This is a genomic window from Flavobacterium sp. FG68, from assembly GCF_057808895.1.
The window spans coordinates 1-18,138 of sequence record NZ_JBMDIY010000039.1; the positions used below are offsets into that span (position 1 = coordinate 1).

An 18,138-nucleotide genomic window follows, 5' to 3' on the forward strand; every position below is an offset into this window, starting at 1 on the left:
TTAATTAAATATTTTTGTCTAATTAAATCTGTATCGATTATTTAGGACTAGTCATTATAATTAATTTTTCAGCATGTTTTTTACATCACTCAACTTCCCGTCAATTTCGCTAATCTGCAAGCCTAAAATATGAGCGATTAAAGGATAAACAGAAACATTTTGAAATGTTGGGACAATTTTGTCTACTTTAAAAGCTGGGCCTTTGGCATAAAAAATAGCATGCATATCTTTTTCGTCATTATCATAACCATGTGTACCACCATTTATGTGTGTACTTTCTTTACCAACTAAACTCCATCCTTTATCTGCTTCAATAACAAAATCGTGAACTCGCGGATTTGTTCCATAATGTAATCTCTTCGGAACTTCTGTTGATTTCCAAAATTTGATATGCGGTACTTTTTTTAAAGCTTTAGCGATTGAATCCTGAAAACCTGCTTTTGCCTGAAGACTCATAATTGGATTAATTACATCTTTGTAACCCAGCCATTCCGGTTTTAGATAATCCAGAACAGCTACTTTTTTATCATTGCTGATATCGGCCATTCCGTGATCTGAAACAATAATTAAATTGATTTGTTTTCCGATGGCTAATTGATCTAGTTTTTTAGACAATTCTCCCATAATAGAATCCATTTTGATAACCATTTTTTTGTTTTCAGGAGAAAGCGGACCAAAATTATGTCCCGTATGATCTGGTTCATCAAAATACAAAGTCACCAAATGCGGACGTTGTTTCTCCGGAAGCTGTAACCATTTTAAAACGGTGTCTATTCTCGCTCCATATGGAATTTTATTATCGTAATTTTTATAATAACTTGGATTCCTTTTATCAATATCAGATCCCGGCCAAAAGAATGATGCCGCTTTTACACCTTGCTGCTCAGCGACATTCCAAATTGGATTTCCGCCATAAAAACGAGAATCATTTTTTGCTTTGGATGATAATGAAAACGATTCGTTTAGTGATGCATCATAAAAAACATTATTAATGATTCCGTGATGATCTGGATAAAGTCCCGTTACAATCGAATAATGATTAGGGAAAGTTTTACTCGGATAAGAAGGTTTCATTGATTTTGCATGAACGCCTTCTTTTGCAATTTGCTTTAAATTTTGAAGATTAAATTGTTTTTGATAATCCCAGCGAAATCCATCCATAGAGACTAAAACTACATAAGCGTCTTTACTAGATTGGGCTTGTAAAACAAAAGAAAGTAAAAGGAAAATTAAAGATAGAAGTGAGGTAAAATGCTTTTTCATTATTGAATTTTATTGAATTCACAAATTTACCTATAACCGCCTTTAAGAGCAAAAACAGAATGTTAAACAATTATAAATTTAAAAAGAGGTTTGCCACGAATTGCACGAATTTTCACGAATGCTATGTGTGAAAAAGTTTGCCACAGATTAAAAGGATTAAAAAGATTATAATCTGTGAGAATCCTTTTAATCTGTGGCTAAAAAAAAATAATTCGTGAAAATTTGTGTAATTTGTGGCAAACAAAAACAAAAAAAACGCCAGACATTCATCTGGCGTTTTAAGTTTTAAGAAAAGAACGATTACATCATTCCCGGCATACCGCCACCCATTGGCATTCCACCAGCGCTTTCTTCTTTAATATCAATTAATGCACATTCTGTAGTTAAGATCATTCCAGAAACAGATGCAGCATTTTCAAGAGCCACACGAGTTACTTTTTTAGGATCGATAATTCCAGCTGTAAGCATATCTACATATTCGTCAGTTTTAGCGTTGTATCCAAAATCACCTGAACCTTCAGAAACTTTAGCAACAACTACAGAACCTTCAAGACCTGCATTTTCAACAATAGTTCTTAATGGAGATTCAACTGCACGAGAAACAATCTGGATTCCAGTTGCTTCGTCAGCGTTATCCGCTTTAAGGTCTGCTAACGCAGCTTTTGCTCTTAATAAAGCAACACCACCACCAGCAACAATTCCTTCTTCAACAGCAGCACGAGTTGCGTGTAATGCATCATCAACTCTGTCTTTTTTCTCTTTCATCTCAACTTCAGAAGCTGCACCAACATAAAGAACTGCAACACCTCCGGCTAATTTAGCCAAACGCTCTTGTAATTTTTCTTTATCATAATCAGATGTTGTAGTTTCCATCTGACCTTTAATTTGGTTTACACGGTTTTTGATGATATCAGCTTCACCAGCACCACTTACGATAGTTGTGTTGTCTTTATCGATAGAAACTCTTTTTGCGTTTCCTAACATTTCGATAGTTGTATTTTCAAGTGTATAACCTCTTTCTTCAGAAATTACAGTTCCACCAGTTAAGATTGCGATATCTTCTAACATTGCTTTTCTTCTGTCTCCAAAACCTGGAGCTTTTACAGCAGCAATTTTAAGAGCACCTCTTAATTTATTTACTACTAAAGTAGAAAGAGCTTCTCCGTCAACATCTTCAGCGATAATCAATAATGGTTTTCCTGATTGTGCAACTGGCTCTAAAACTGGAAGTAATTCTTTTAAAGAAGATACTTTTTTGTCGTATAATAAAATGTATGGAGAGTCTAATTCAACTTCCATTTTCTCTGGGTTTGTTACGAAGTAAGGAGAAAGATATCCTCTGTCAAACTGCATTCCTTCAACAACGTCAACGAAAGTATCAGTTCCTTTAGCTTCTTCAACAGTGATAACTCCTTCTTTTCCAACTTTTGCGAAAGCAGTAGCGATTAATTCACCAATAACTTCGTCATTATTTGCCGAGATAGAAGCAATTTGTTTGATTTTATCAGAATCGCTTCCAACAACTTTAGCTTGTTTTGCAAGGTCAGCAACGATAGCTTCAACTGCTTTATCGATACCGCGTTTCAAATCCATTGGATTTGCACCTGCAGCAACGTTTTTAAGACCTTCTTTTACGATTGCCTGAGCTAAAACTGTAGCAGTTGTAGTTCCGTCACCCGCTAAATCATTGGTTTTAGAAGCAACTTCTTTAACCATTTGTGCGCCCATATTTTCTAATGGGTCTTTTAATTCGATTTCTTTTGCAACCGAAACACCATCTTTAGTAACTGTTGGTCCACCAAATGATTTTCCAATAATTACATTACGACCTTTTGGTCCAAGCGTTACTTTTACAGCATTTGCTAATGCATCAACACCACGTTTTAATCCGTCACGTGCTTCAATATCAAATTTTATATCTTTTGCCATTTTTTTAATTTTTGTTTAAAGTTTGATTTGTTTCAAGTTTCTTTAGTTTTAATTCTTAATACTTACAACCTGATACATATTATTTTTAGATTATCGCTAAGATGTCATCCTCGCGCATGATCAAATAATCAGTTCCTTCTAATTTCAATTCTGTTCCGGCATATTTACCGTACAAAACTGTATCACCAACTTTTACAGTCATAGTATGATCTTTAGATCCGTTTCCAACTGCTACAACAGTACCTTTTTGTGGTTTTTCTTTGGCAGTATCTGGAATAAAAATACCTGAAGCAGTTTTAGTCTCAGCTGCAACAGGTTCAATAAGTACGCGGTCTGAAAGCGGTTTAATGTTTAAAGCCATGATTTTTATATTATATTAAGTTATACGTTTTTTAATGTTCAATAAACTTTCAGAAATTGTGCCATGCTCTGTAAACTGACATTATTTCCTAAAAAAAATGCCAGCTTTGACAGGCTGGCATTTTAATTTATATCAAAATTATTATTTTGCTGCAGGTGCTGCCGGAGCAGGAGTTTGTTGAGCTGGCGCAGCTGGTGTAGACGCAGGCGCTTCTGTTTTATCAATAATTTTAGATCCTGTATCACCTAGAGCTCCAGTGAAGCTTAAGCTTGAAAGCAGGATTAAAGCAATCAAAATAGTAGCTAGTGTCCAAGTACTTTTATCTAAAAAGTCAGTTGTTTTTTGTACACCGCCTAACATTTGAGTTCCACTGATAGTTGAAGATAATCCTCCACCTTTAGGGTTTTGTACCATAATTACTACGATCAATAGAAAGCAAACTATTGTGATTAAAACTAAGAAAATTGAAAATGTGCTCATTGTATTAAATGTTATTGTTATTTTGTTGTAAAATCTTTATATCCGAAATGCGGTCTGCAAAGAAACTAATTTTTTCTGGATATTTCAAAATTAATATTTCATATGCTTGTATGGCCTTTGTATATTTTTTTTGTTCCAAATAAACACGGGCCAAAGTCTCTGTCATTAGGTATGAATTCTCCTCTTCATTAATATTAAAAGAAATAGGAGGAGTAGACATTGTTGGTTTTATTGGAGAAATTTTTGGATTTGTTTCAATAAAACGGTCAATTATTTCTGCCTTTTTCTTCTTTTCTTCCTCAACAGAAACTATTTCAGTCACTTCAGTTGTTTTTTTTTCATCGGTTTCTGCATCTTTTGGAGCATCTGAACTTCTGTCAATAGGTTCTGCTTTAGCTAATTGTAACCATTCCTGAAAAGAATGTTTTTCACGTACAAAATCTATTGGTTTGCCTATTTCTAAATTCTCCTCTGCTTCTTTTACAGATTCAGAAACTTCAATTTTAGGAATTTCAAATTCTAATAGTTCTGTTTCGGCTTTTGGTTCTTCAGCAATTATTGGCTCTTCAAAAGTTACTGTTGATGCTTCTTTAATAGAAACTATTATAGATTCTTCGATTGGATCAACATGAACTTCCTCAATTTCATCGTCTTCGACTACTTCATCAAAGAAAGTTATTTTTGTAACAGGTTTTTCGATGATAGTATCAGTTGTTTTTTCTTCAACTTCTGGTACTTCCTTAAATGTATTTAGTATTTCTTCTTCGCTTGGAGTTAAAATAGTTTGTTCTGTTTCAGATTCAATAGTTTCTTCTTTTGTTTCGGTTACTTCTTTAAAAGTATCCAATATTTCTTCCTCGCTTGGAGTTAGAACAGATTCATTAACAATTGCTTCAACAGTTATATTTTCAATTTCAGCTGGTTCATTAAAAGAACTTTCAGCTTTTTCTTCTTCAAATGCTGAGATTGGTTCTTCTATAAGTTCCGGCTCAATTGTTTTTTCTTCAACTTCAGTTACTTCTTTAAAAGAGTTGAATATTTCTTCTTCATTAATAATAGCAATTGGTTTCTCTGTAAGTAAATCTTCAGCAGTTTCCTCATCAGTTACCTCTTTAAAAGTGCTGAGTATTTCTTCTTCCGTAGGAATTACAATTGATGGCTCTGCAATATGTTCAATTGTTTGTTCCTGAACTTTTGCAGGTTCTTCAAAAGTATTGGATTCAATTTCTTCTGTTTGTGCTAAAGGTGATTCTTCAATAATTACTTCAGCTGTTTTTTGTTCAATTTTAGAAGGCTCTTCAAAAACAACAGTTGTCGCTTCTTTAATTGATTTTAGAATAGATTGTTCAATTGGGTCAATTCGGATTTCTGGGATTTTTACAACCGGTTCAAAAGTAACGACTTCGCTGTCAAATACTTTTATTTCTAAAAGTTCTCTTAGCTTTTGATCGTAAAAATCATTCTGAATAGAAGTAAAAGTTTCAGAAGTTATAAAATCAAACAAGACCGAACGATCTGCTGTATGTGCCGCCGTTACTTTTAATGCATAATTATACTTAAAACTGTTTTGTTTGTAAAGTCCTTTTAATCGAAGCGCTCTGGCACTTTGAAAATATGGAAATTCATTCAAAACACTTCCTAATGCTTCTGCCTGATTTTCTGTAATAGCATCAGGTTTGTTCATTAAGTATGTATAATCAGTAACGTTCATTTTTTATTGTTTAATCGTTTTTTGTGTTTATTCGTTTAACCGTTTATTTGTGTAATTGCTTTAAATCGATTAAACAATTAACCGATTCCACAAATAAACATTTTTACCATTTTGCCAGTGATTCATTAAATATATCTTGTGTGATTCTTTCGTAAATCGTTTTAATGGCTGTATTTAAAGTAGATCCGGTTGGAAGATCTCTTCCTTCAAAATCATAGTAAAATTCAAAAGGTTTCTCAAAATCGTCAGTTTCTTTCTTTTTATTGGTAAACCTTACATTAATACGTATTGTTAAACGGTTTTGTGCCGCTTGCTGATCAGCTGTTGCTGTCATTGGCGTAATTCTGTAATCTACAATTTCTCCTTCATATATCAAATCCCCGCCATTACTAACCAAGTTTAGATTCGTTTGATTTTGGATCAAATCCTGCAATGTCAGCGTAAAATCTCTATCAATTCCAGGTTCAATCAAATCAGCATTATTATGGAAAAAGTTAACCTGAAATGTTTTAGCATCGATTTGCCCTGTTGAACCAGTAAAATTGTAAAATCCACAACCGCTAAAAGTTGTTGCAATTAAAAGAATTAGAAGATATTTTAAGTGTTTCATTTTATTTTATAAGATTACTTCGCCAGTTTGCTGGCGTTTAGGCCAAAGATATTCAATTCGTTTAAAACATTTTTGAGTTTTAACTTCTTTACAAGAAATTACAAGTCGAATTGTTTAATTTTTCGGTACAAAGTTCTTTCAGAAATTCCTAATTCATCTGCAGCGGCTTTTCTTTTTCCTTTGTTTTTTTCTAATGATTTTTTGATCATTTCGATTTCTTTTTGCTCTAAACGCAGAATTTCTTCCTCTTCAATAGTCTCGGCAAATAAATAATTATCTTCCGGAATCTGCTGGTGGTAATTTTCTTCACGAACGGTTGGTGTCATAACCGCTGTTCTTGGTTCTTCTTCAAAATCAATTTCGCTGTCGTTTTCCTGCGACCCGTATATCTTCTGAATCAAATTCGGATTAATATCCTGCATTTTTGAAGTACCGTTTTTCATCAATTCCAAAGTAAGCTTTTTCAGATCGTTTAAGTCACTTCTCATATCAAAAAGCACTTTGTATAAAATATCTCTTTCGGTACTAAAATCGCTGTCTTTTTTCGTGTCGTTTATTACAGATGGTAAATTGCTTCCTTCTGATGGAAGATATGAGGATAAAGTTGAAGCCGAAATATCACGATTGGTTTCTAAAACCGAAATTTGTTCAGCCACATTTCGAAGCTGACGAATGTTTCCGTTCCATCTAAATTTTTGAAGCACATTTACCGCATCATCATCTAATTTTAATGGAGGCATTTTGTATTTGTGCGCAAAATCGGCCACAAATTTTCTAAACAATAAATGAATATCTTCATTTCGCTCACGCAAAGGCGGCAATGTAATTTCGACTGTTGTTAAACGATAATACAAATCTTCACGGAATTTTCCTTTTTCGATTGCATTAAACAAGTTTACGTTTGTTGCCGCTACAATACGAACATTAGTTTTTTGAACCTGAGACGAACCTACTTTTATAAATTCACCATTTTCAAGAACACGCAGTAATCTAACCTGAGTTGTTAATGGCAATTCACCCACTTCATCAAGAAAGATGGTTCCGCCGTCGGCCACTTCAAAATAACCTTCACGTGTACTTGTAGCGCCTGTAAAAGCACCTTTTTCGTGTCCGAAAAGTTCACTGTCAATTGTTCCCTCCGGAATCGCTCCGCAGTTTACTGCAATATATTTACCATGCTTTCTGTGTGAAAGCGAATGTATAATTCTGGGAATGTTTTCTTTACCAACACCACTTTCCCCAGTTACCATAACCGAAATATCAGTTGGAGCAACCTGAATGGCTTTTTCTATGGCACGATTTAATTTTGGATCATTACCAATAATCTCAAATCGTTGTTTTATTGCTTGAACTGTTTCCATGTATATTTTGTTTCAAGTTTTTATTTGTTTCAGGTTTCAGGTTTTACCCTTTTGCCTTTAACGTTTAAACTCCGGCTTATAATTTTTTCTTTTGCCACGAATTTCACGAATTTCCACAAATTTTTTGAAATCGGCTTAATGAATAACTCTTTTATGCTGTAATGACTTTTTATTAAAGTTAACAATAATTCCTAAATCACTATCTGCCAGTTTTAAATAATTAATTGTTTGCGCTGTATATTCATCAATTATATCTTTTGATGCTTTAACTTCTAGAATAATTTCATCATACACAACAAAATCAGCATAGAATTTATGTGCTAAAACAATGTCTTTATATTGAATATCATACTCCTTTTCTCGTTCGAAAGGAATATTGTGCTTTTTAAATTCATATTCTAAAGCATCTTTATAAACAATTTCAAGAAGTCCTCCACCAAGGATTCTATGAATTTCCATACAAATGCCAACAATTTTAAAATATTCTTCTTTTCTATATAATTCCATAATTTACTTTTTAAGCAAATTTATTGAATCATAAAATAAAAGAAAGAAAATTCGTGCAAATTTGTGTAATTCGTGGCAAACTAACTTAATTCATTTCACTCAAACCTACAGCTTCACCTTTTAAAGTCCCACTAGTGCAGCTTGTGATTTTTACGTTTACGAAATCACCAATTTTATAATTTTCTTTCGGGAAAACAACCGTAATACTTTGAGAGTTTCTTCCGGAGAATTCGTCTTTTGACTTTTTAGAAACTTTTTCTACTAAAACTTCAACTGTTTTTCCAACAAATTCCTCACTTCTAAACCAAGCGTGTTTTTGCTGTAAATCAACAATTTCCTGTAATCTTCTGGCTTTCGTTTCTTCTTCAACATCGTCTTTCATTTTTCTTCCGGCCAAAGTTCCCGGGCGTTCAGAATACGAATACATATAACCGAAATTATATTTCACATATTCCATCAAACTCATCGTATCTTGGTGATCTTGCTCAGTTTCAGTTGGGAAACCGGCAATCATATCTTGCGAAATCGAAGCATCCGGAACAATCGCTCTGATTTTATCAATCAAAGCCATATATTCTTCACGAGAGTGCAAACGATTCATTTCTTTCAAAATTCGGTTACTTCCAGATTGAACAGGTAAGTGAATGTGTTTACAAATATTTGGATATTTTGCAATAACATGCAGGATGCTTTCGTGCATATCCTGCGGATTTGAAGTCGAAAATCGGATACGCATTTTAGGGAATCCAACAGCAACCATTTCAAGTAATTGGTCAAAATCAACAGCAGTCGCTTTTTGCATATCTGAAGCGTTTACGAAATCTTTTTTCAAACCGCCGCCGTACCAAAGGTAGCTGTCAACGTTTTGCCCTAAAAGCGTAATTTCTTTAAAACCTTTATTCCATAAATCCTGAATTTCGGTCATAATACTTTGAGGTTCACGACTACGCTCACGTCCGCGTGTAAAAGGCACAACGCAAAACGTACACATATTATCGCAGCCACGAGTGATTGAAACTAAAGCAGTAATTCCGTTACTCATTAAACGAACTGGCGAAATATCTCCGTAAGTTTCTTCTTTTGATAAAATAACATTGATAGCGTCACGGCCTTCTTCAACTTCTGCTAATAAATTTGGAAGATCTTTGTAAGCATCAGGGCCAACAACAAGATCCACTATTTTTTCTTCTTCCAAAAACTGACTCTTCAAACGCTCCGCCATACAGCCCAAAACGCCTACTTTCATTTTCGGGTTCGTGCGTTTTACCGCATTGTATTTTTCAAGACGCTTACGAATAGTTTGTTCTGCTTTATCACGAATTGAGCAAGTGTTAACCAAAACCAAATCAGCTTCTTCTAAAATAGAAGTTGTATTATATCCGCCCTCAGATAAAATGGAAGCTACGACTTCACTGTCCGAAAAATTCATCGCACAACCGTAACTTTCTATAAATAGTTTTTTAGTATTCTCAGGTTTATTTTCTAAAACAAGACTTTCGCCTTGTTTACTTTCTTCAATAATCTTTTCCATTGTAAAATTTCAAAGTGCAAAGATAGCGTAAATACAGTCAATATGACAAGATGGCAGAGGAGAAATTTTAGATTTTAGATTTTAGATTGCAGATTCATAGAAAGAAAATCGATTTGTGAGAAATCTTAAATCTAAAATCAGTAATCTAAAATATTTAAATAGCCACAGATTAAAAAGATTAAAATGATTCTCAAAGCTTTGCGGACTTTGTACTGAATTTTCAGCTCAGAAAAAAAACTTGCGAACTTTGCGTAAAAACTTTGTGAACTTTGCGGTTAAAATTTAGATTTAGGAAGAAGATTTTAGATTGATATAAAGAAAATCGATTTATGGAGTAATCTAAAATCTACATTCTACAATCTAAAATATTTAAATAGCACTGAATTTTCAGCTTACATTAAATCTTTGCGAACTTTGCGTAAACCTTTGTGAATTTTGCGGTTAAATTTTTAGTTTTAGCGCTTAGATTTTATATTAATAGAAATGAATTAAGATTCATGAGAAAGCTAAAATCTAAAATCAACAATCTAAAATAAAAGAATTTGACGGTCATAATCCTATAAAAGTTATACCTATATATATATTACAGAATATTACAGATAAATCTGCAATTTTAAGTTTCATAATATCAAAATACCTCAAAAATTCAATCGCGAGGTTAATATTTAAAAAAAATAAATACTTTTGTTGCAGAAAATAAGAGCAATGGCAAAGAATTTAGTAATAGTGGAATCACCTGCAAAGGCGAAAACGATCGAGAAATTTCTTGGGAGCGATTTTCAGGTGGAGTCAAGTTATGGTCACATAGCCGACTTACCATCAAAGGAAATAGGGGTAGATGTAGAGAATGGGTTTAAACCTAAATATGAAGTTTCTCCGGATAAAAAAGCCTTGGTAAGTAAACTTAAGACACTATCTAAAAATGCCGAAATGGTTTGGTTAGCAAGTGATGAGGACCGCGAAGGAGAAGCTATTTCATGGCACTTGGCGGAAGAACTGAAACTGGATACAAAAAAAACAAAGCGAATTGTTTTTCATGAAATTACTAAATCTGCGATTCTTAAAGCAATCGACAATCCAAGGGAAATTGATTATAATTTAGTAAACGCACAACAGGCACGTCGTGTTCTGGATCGTTTAGTGGGTTACGAATTATCTCCGGTTTTGTGGAGAAAAATTAAAGGAGGACTTTCTGCTGGTCGTGTACAGTCTGTTTCTGTACGTTTGATTGTGGAGAGAGAACGCGAAATTCAAAGTTTCAATGCTGTTGCAACCTATTCAATTGTTGCCGAATTTGTAAACGAAGCAGGAAAAGCTTTCAAAGCAAAACTGCCTAAAAATTTCAATACTAAAAAAGAAGCCGAAGATTTCTTAAATCAAAACATCGGTTCAAAATATACGGTAGCTGATTTAGAAACTAAACCTACCAAAAAATCACCAACAGCACCTTTTACGACTTCTACGCTTCAACAGGAAGCAGCAAGAAAATTGTATTTGCCAGTTGGAATCACGATGCAGTTAGCACAGCGTTTGTACGAAGCGGGACTTATTACTTATATGAGAACTGACTCGGTGAATCTTTCAAAAGATGCAATGGACGCGGCTGAAGCTGAAATCATAAAATCATACGGAAAAGAGTTTTCAAAACCGAGAACTTTTGCAACAAAAAGTAAAGGAGCGCAAGAAGCGCACGAAGCAATTCGTCCAACTGATATGTCACGTCATACTGTAAATATTGATCGTGATCAGGCTCGTTTGTATGATTTGATCTGGAAAAGAACATTGGCTTCTCAAATGAGCGATGCACAATTAGAAAGAACAAACGTGAAAATTGAAGCTGATAATCACAGTGAAATTTTTGCAGCTTCGGGAGAAGTTTTACTTTTTGAAGGTTTCTTAAAAGTGTATCTTGAAGGCCATGATGATGACGAAGAAGAACAAGAAGGAATGCTTCCGGCATTAAAAGTAAACGAAAAACTAGCTAACAATTATATTACAGCTACAGAACGATATTCAAGACCGCCTTCAAGATATACTGAGGCATCTTTAGTGAAAAAATTAGAGGAACTTGGAATTGGACGTCCGTCTACTTATGCACCAACAATCTCTACAATTATCAACAGAAATTATGTTGAAAAAGGGACACTTGAAGGTCAGGAACGTAAATATACGCAGCTTACTTTGCAAAACAGTAAAGTAGGAGAGAAGGTTTTAAAAGAAAACACAGGTTCAGATAAAGGAAAATTAGTTCCAACAGATATTGGAACTATCGTAACAGATTTCTTAGTAAAGAACTTTGGAAATATTCTGGATTATAATTTTACTGCAAAAGTAGAACAGGATTTTGATGAAATTGCCGAAGGAAATATTGACTGGGCAATCATGATGCAGGATTTTTACAATAAATTTCACCCAAATGTAAAAGAAGTTGAGGCAAATGCTGAACGTGAAAGTGGTGAAAGGATTCTTGGTAAAGATGCTGACGGAAGACAGGTTTCTGTTCGTTTAGGAAAATTTGGACCAATGGCTCAAATTGGAGAAGCAGACGATGAAGATAAAAAGTTTGCCAGCTTAATGGCAGATCAAAATATTGGAAATATTACGCTTGAAGAAGCTTTGAATTTATTTTTGCTTCCTAAAACTTTAGGAGATTATAAAGGAGAAGAAGTAGAAGTAAGCAACGGTCGTTACGGTCCTTATGTTCGTCACGGAAGTGTATTTATTTCATTACCTCGAGGAGAAGATCCTTTAAGTGTTACTAAAGAAAGAGCTCAGGAATTAATTGATGAAAAAGCTGTTGCTGATGCTCCAATTGCGGTTTACAAAGGGGAAGCCGTTCAAAAAGGTGTGGGACGTTTTGGTCCTTTCATTAAATGGAATGGTCTTTTTGTAAATGTGAGTAAAAAATACAATTTTGATAATTTATCTCAGGCTGATGTTGAGGAGTTAATTGAAGATAAATTACAAAAAAACATAGATAAGGTTCTTCACAATTGGGAAGACGAAGGAATTTTGGTTGAAAAAGCGCGCTGGGGACGCTCGGTTATTACTAAAGGTAAAATCAAAATTGAGTTAAGCAAAGATGTTGATGCAACAAAATTAACATTGGCCGAAGTTCAGGAAATGATCGAGAAAAAAGCACCGGCTAAAAAAACCGCTGCTAAGAAAACAACAGCAGCAAAAAAAGTACCAGCAAAAAAAACAGCAGCAAAAAAGAAATAAAGAATGGAATTTGATTTTCTAGAGCCTTTAAATGATGGAATTTTAAAATTCATTAGTTCATTGTCTTCACAAGAACTGGGAAGTAAAATTGTTCTGCATACTCAGGATCAATTTCCGGATATTAGTAAAATTAACATTGCAATTGTTGGTGTTTTAGAAGACCGACGCAATATTAACATGGTTAATGAAGTTAATCTTACTACAGTTCGAAAAAAGCTTTATGGAATGTTTCCCGGAAATTGGGATGCTTCAATTGCTGATTTAGGTGATGTACTTGCCGGAGATTCTGTAGAGGATACTTATTTTGCAGTTAAGAAGGTAACTTCTGCATTAATTAAAAATAAAGTCATTCCTATAGTCCTGGGAGGTTCGCAGGATTTAACATACGCTTTATATCGCGCATATGATGATTTAGAGCAAATGGTAAATATGGTTGCTGTAGATAACAGATTTGATTTTGGTAAAGAAGATGAAACAGTTTCGGCTAATTCATATTTAACAAAAATCATAATTGATGAGCCTAATAATCTTTTCAATTACTGTAATATAGGATACCAAACGTACTATAATTCGCAGGAAGAAATTGATTTAATTGAAAAATTGTTTTTTGATGCTTACCGTTTGGGTGAAATCTCAAACAAAATAGCGCTGGCAGAACCTGTTTTTAGAGATGCTGATTTAGTTAGTATCGATTTGAATTCGGTAAAGTCTTCAGCTTCAGGAAATACTATTACATTTGAACCAAATGGTTTCAATGGAAAAGAGATTTGTTCTTTGGCACGATATGCGGGAATTAGTGATAAAGTATCTTCTTTTGGAGTATTTAATCATAATAGTACAGTTGCAGAAGCACCTATTGTGGCTCAGATAGTTTGGTATTTTATTGAAGGATATCATTATCGTTCAAAAGAATATCCATTTGGAAGCAGAACAAATTATTTAAAATATATTGTTCCTTTAGAAGAGGAGGAGCTGGTTTTTTATAAAAGTGACAAAACAGAGCGTTGGTGGATCGAGATTCCATTTGAAACAAACGGCAGCAATAAACTAAAAAGAAATACGTTATTACCGTGTTCTTATGAAGAATATTTGAGCGCTTGTAATCAGGAATTGCCAGAAAGATGGTGGAAAGCACAAAGAAAAAACGCTTTGTAGAAGAAAATTTTAATGAAAATCTTAATTTTTTCAAGTTTTTCAAAATATTGTTAAAAAATTTAGTAAGATAAGGTTTATATATTATAAAATTTAACGTTTTACGTCGATTTTTTTAATCAGTTTGTCGATGAAATATTTTTTTTTTATTTTATTTAACATTATTTTTGAACGGTAAAATAAATTTCGCAAGTAGTATTGTTTTTTAGATAAATAATAAATACGTTTACGGACTTTTAATAATGAATAGATAATCCCAAATTTATATGAAGAAGTTTATTGCATTTGCAGCAATGTTAACACTAGTAATCGGCTGTGGTAAGTCAGGTGACAAAGGTGAATTAGTTGGTGTTACAGGAGGGAAATGGCATCCCGAGAAGCCTTATGGAATGACATTAGTTCCTGGTGGATCTTTTATCATGGGTAAATCAGACGCTGATTTAGCTAACGTAGAAGATGCTCCTACTAAAACAGTAACAGTTAGATCATTTTATATGGACGAAACTGAGATTACTAACAGTGAGTACCGTCAATTCGTAGAATGGGTAAAAGATTCTACAATGAGAGTACGTCTTGCTATTTTGGCTGATGAAACAGGTCAAAAAAGTACTGGTGGTAAAGGTGCTAAAGGAGGAAGTATTGCTGATTATGCATTTAATGATTCTGAGCCGGATAAAATGACAGCTTACGATAAGTACATGTATGATAACTACTATAGTGTAGGAACAAAAGATGATCCGTATGCTGGTAGAAAATTAAACAAAAAAGTTAAGTTAATTAGAGATACTAAAGCTTATCCAGATGAGTATTATGCTGAAGTAATGGATTCTATGTATTTACCAATTGAAGAATCATACAATGGTTTAAGAACAATTGACGTAAATAAATTGAAATTCCGTTATTCTTGGATGGATATTCAGGCTGCTGCAAAAGCTAAAGTTGGAAAAAGAAAAGACTTCGTTAAAACTGAACAAGTTAGTGTTTACCCGGATACTACAGTTTGGATTAAAGATTTCGCATATTCATATAATGAGCCAATGCATAATGATTATTTCTGGCATAAAGCTTATGGAGATTATCCAGTAGTAGGTGTAACTTGGAAACAAGCTAAAGCATTCTGTGCCTGGAGAACTTTAAACAAAAACAGCTACATTAAATCTAAGAAAAAAGGGCGTGACCTGGTTAACGCATTCAGACTTCCAACAGAAGCAGAATGGGAGTATGCTGCAAGAGGTGGTCTGGAGTCTGGAACTTATCCTTGGGGTGGTCCTTACACGAAGAGTGACAGAGGATGTTTCATGGCAAACTTTAAGCCTAACAGAGGAGATTATGCTGCCGATGAAGCTTTATATACTGTTGAAGCAAAATCTTACGAGCAAAACGGATACGGATTATATAACATGGCAGGAAACGTTTCAGAGTGGACAGATTCAGCTTATAATCCAAACGCATACGAGTACGTTTCTACAATGAACCCTAACGTAATTGACGGAAAGAACCAAAGAAAAGTGGTTCGTGGAGGTTCTTGGAAAGATGTTGCTTACTTCCTACAAGTAAGTACTCGTGACCACGAATATGCTGATTCTGCAAGAAGTTATATCGGTTTCAGAACTGTACAAGATTACATGGGAACTCAAGTAACCGGAAACGGAACTGGTAAAAAGAAATAGTAATTTATAATTCAATCAATACAATAACCAAATCGAATCTATTTTAAAATTAAAACCTAAAAAAAAATTATTATGGCATTATTAAGTAAAAAAGCAATGAATTTCGCTTATGGTATGGGAGCGGCAGTAGTAATCGTTGGAGCATTATTCAAAATTACTCACTTTGAAATTGGACCATTAACAGGAACAGTTATGCTTTCAGTAGGTTTATTAACTGAGGCGTTAATCTTCGCGTTATCTGCTTTTGAACCAGTTGAAGACGAGTTGGATTGGACTCTTGTTTACCCAGAATTAGCTAACGGACAAGCTAGAAAAAAAGCGGATAAACCTGAATCAACTGATGCCCAGGGATTATTATCTCAAAAATTAGATGCAATGTTAAAAGAAGCTAAAGTTGACGGTGAGTTAATGGCAAGCTTAGGAAACAGCATCAAAAACTTCGAAGGAGCTGCTAAAGCAATCTCTCCAACAGTAGACTCTATTGCAGGACAAAAGAAATATTCTGAAGAATTATCTGTTGCTGCTGCTCAAATGGAATCATTAAACAGTTTATACAAAGTACAATTAGAAAGTGCAGCAAGAAATGCTGAAGCTAATAAAGAAATCGCTGATAACGCATCTAAATTAAAAGAGCAAATGGCGTCTATGACTGCAAACATTGCTTCTTTAAACAGTGTTTATGGTGGTATGCTTTCTGCAATGAGTAACAAAGGATAATTAGTTTTTAACTATTATATTAAAATTATTAATAAGAACTAATTAGAAAAAAATGGCAGGAGGAAAATTAACCCCTAGACAGAAGATGATTAACCTGATGTATCTGGTTTTCATCGCGATGTTAGCAATGAACGTATCAAAAGAAGTAATTTCTGCTTTTGGTTTGATGAACGAAAAATTTGAAGCTGCAAATACTACTTCAGTTACAACAAACGAAGGCTTATTACAATCTTTAGATCAAAAAGCTGCTGAAGCAAAAGGAGAGTTCATTACTGCAGCAGAAACTGCACACAAAGTTGAAGGAATCTCAAAAGAATTTTACGATTATATCGGTACTTTAAAAGCTCAGTCTATCAAAGGATTTGAGGTTGAAAAAGAAACTGGAAAACTACCATACGAAGCTATGGATAGAGGTGATAACATCGACGACTGGTTTACAGGAGACGGTTACACTAAAAAAGGTAACGAAATTATCGCTAAAATCGAAAAATACAAAGCAGACTTAAAAGCTGCTTTAGGAACAGATAAAAAGTATGCTAACATTATTGCAGAAGTTGAAAAGAAATTTGATGTTTCTGAAGTAAAAAACAAAGAAGGTATAAAAGAAAAATACTTAGCTTACCACTTTAAAGGTTTCCCTGCAATTGCATCTGCTGCTAAACTTTCAGCTTGGCAAAATGACGTTAAAAAAGCAGAAACTGATGTTTACAACAGTGCTTTAGGAAAAGCTGCAGTTGCTGCTGCTTCTTATAGCAACTATCAGGCAATCGTTGTTTTAGATAAAAATGCTTATTTCCAAGGAGAAAAAGTTACAGGTAAAGTAGTTTTAGGTCGTTATGACGAAAACACAAAACCAACTTCATTCCAAGGTCCTGGACAAATTGTTAACGGACAAGCTGTTATCTCTTTAACTGCTGGTGGTGTAGGTGAACAAAACATTAATGGTCAATTTACTTTCTTAGAAGATGGTAAAAACATTCCATTAAAATTCAAAGGAACTTACGTTGTAGTTCCAAGACCAAACTCAGCTACGATTTCTGCTGATAAAATGAATGTAGTGTATAGAGGAGTTGTTAACCCAATCTCTGTATCATTTGCAGGAGTTGATGCTAACAAAATTTCTGCTAGCGCTCCAGGATTATCTTCAGCTGGTAAACCAGGTAAATATAACATGAGCCCGGGTTCAGGTACAGAAGCTACAATTTCTGTAACAGGAACATTACCAAACGGAGATAAAGTTACTGATAAGAAATCATTCAGAATTAAAGGTATTCCTGGGCCAACAGGTACAATTAGAGGTGAAATGGGTGTTGTTAAAGGACCTAGATCTAACTTAGAAATTGCTACTATTGGTGCTAAATTGCTTGATTTTGATTTTGAAGTTGGTTTAGATGTTGTTGGATTTAACATGAAAATTGCTGGACAGCCTACAGTTGTTGTTACTGGTAATAGATTAAATGCACAATGTAAGCAAGTACTTTCAAGAGCAGGTAAAGGAGATCAAGTTACTATTTCTGAAATTAAAACTAAACTTGTTGGAGCTGGTAGTTATTTATTGCCAAGAACTGCTCCGGTAATTTATGAAATACAATAATTAAGTACTGAAATCTTCAGTCAATATTTA

General features: G+C 34.0%; 14 protein-coding genes. 5 read left to right on the forward strand and 9 right to left on the reverse strand.

All coding sequences use genetic code 11. The annotated features are described in order from the left end of the window. Positions 1-60: 60 nt before the first annotated feature. The 9 genes from ACODSB_RS20460 to miaB form a co-directional block, all read right to left on the reverse strand. Positions 61-1,263: an alkaline phosphatase family protein gene (locus tag ACODSB_RS20460; RefSeq protein ID WP_488938379.1), complete on the reverse strand. Its 1,203-nt coding sequence runs from the start codon at positions 1,261-1,263 to the stop codon at positions 61-63. Between the two features lie 300 nt (positions 1,264-1,563). After that, complete coding sequence (gene groL / locus ACODSB_RS20465; protein WP_053470637.1) at positions 1,564-3,192, reverse strand: chaperonin GroEL; 1,629 nt, start codon at positions 3,190-3,192, stop codon at positions 1,564-1,566. An 85-nt stretch (positions 3,193-3,277) separates the two neighbouring features. Continuing rightward, the gene (locus tag ACODSB_RS20470) at positions 3,278-3,553 is read right to left on the reverse strand and encodes a co-chaperone GroES (RefSeq protein WP_012023920.1); all 276 of its coding nucleotides are present in this window, start codon (positions 3,551-3,553) and stop codon (positions 3,278-3,280) included. Positions 3,554-3,694: 141 nt separating this feature from the next. Next, positions 3,695-4,033, reverse strand: a complete 339-nt coding sequence (secG, locus tag ACODSB_RS20475) for a preprotein translocase subunit SecG (protein WP_073488821.1) — start codon at positions 4,031-4,033, stop codon at positions 3,695-3,697. 4 nt (positions 4,034-4,037) lie between these two features. After that, entirely contained in the window at positions 4,038-5,744 is a 1,707-nt protein-coding gene (locus tag ACODSB_RS20480; protein WP_488938380.1) for a tetratricopeptide repeat protein, read from the reverse strand. Between the two features lie 103 nt (positions 5,745-5,847). Beyond that, positions 5,848-6,354 carry an LptE family protein gene (locus ACODSB_RS20485; protein ID WP_180860013.1) on the reverse strand — a complete coding sequence of 169 codons (507 nt, stop codon included), beginning with the start codon at positions 6,352-6,354 and terminating at the stop codon, positions 5,848-5,850. 98 nt (positions 6,355-6,452) lie between these two features. Then, entirely contained in the window at positions 6,453-7,715 is a 1,263-nt protein-coding gene (locus ACODSB_RS20490; protein WP_488938381.1) for a sigma-54 interaction domain-containing protein, read from the reverse strand. Between the two features lie 135 nt (positions 7,716-7,850). Further along, positions 7,851-8,222 (reverse strand): GxxExxY protein, encoded by a 372-nt coding sequence (locus ACODSB_RS20495; protein WP_488938382.1) that lies wholly within the window; start codon positions 8,220-8,222, stop codon positions 7,851-7,853. A gap of 85 nt (positions 8,223-8,307) precedes the next feature. Beyond that, a complete protein-coding gene (gene miaB / locus ACODSB_RS20500; protein WP_488938383.1) occupies positions 8,308-9,753 on the reverse strand; it encodes a tRNA (N6-isopentenyl adenosine(37)-C2)-methylthiotransferase MiaB in 1,446 nt (481 codons plus the stop codon). A 705-nt stretch (positions 9,754-10,458) separates the two neighbouring features. On the opposite strand from miaB, the gene topA reads away from it, so the two are divergent. The 5 genes from topA (at position 10,459) to porM (ending at position 18,108) form a co-directional block, all read left to right on the forward strand. Beyond that, positions 10,459-12,975: a type I DNA topoisomerase gene (gene topA / locus ACODSB_RS20505; protein ID WP_488938384.1), complete on the forward strand. Its 2,517-nt coding sequence runs from the start codon at positions 10,459-10,461 to the stop codon at positions 12,973-12,975. Positions 12,976-12,978: 3 nt separating this feature from the next. Further along, on the forward strand, positions 12,979-14,130 hold the full coding sequence (locus ACODSB_RS20510; protein WP_488938385.1) for a formimidoylglutamase: 1,152 nt from the start codon (positions 12,979-12,981) through the stop codon (positions 14,128-14,130). Positions 14,131-14,393: 263 nt separating this feature from the next. After that, positions 14,394-15,797 carry a T9SS ring complex lipoprotein PorK/GldK gene (gene porK, locus ACODSB_RS20515; RefSeq protein WP_053470628.1) on the forward strand — a complete coding sequence of 468 codons (1,404 nt, stop codon included), beginning with the start codon at positions 14,394-14,396 and terminating at the stop codon, positions 15,795-15,797. 72 nt (positions 15,798-15,869) lie between these two features. Then, a complete protein-coding gene (gene porL / locus ACODSB_RS20520; protein WP_053470627.1) occupies positions 15,870-16,514 on the forward strand; it encodes a type IX secretion system motor protein PorL/GldL in 645 nt (214 codons plus the stop codon). Positions 16,515-16,566: 52 nt separating this feature from the next. Then, positions 16,567-18,108 (forward strand): type IX secretion system motor protein PorM/GldM, encoded by a 1,542-nt coding sequence (porM, locus tag ACODSB_RS20525; RefSeq protein ID WP_053470626.1) that lies wholly within the window; start codon positions 16,567-16,569, stop codon positions 18,106-18,108. Positions 18,109-18,138 lie beyond the last annotated feature (30 nt).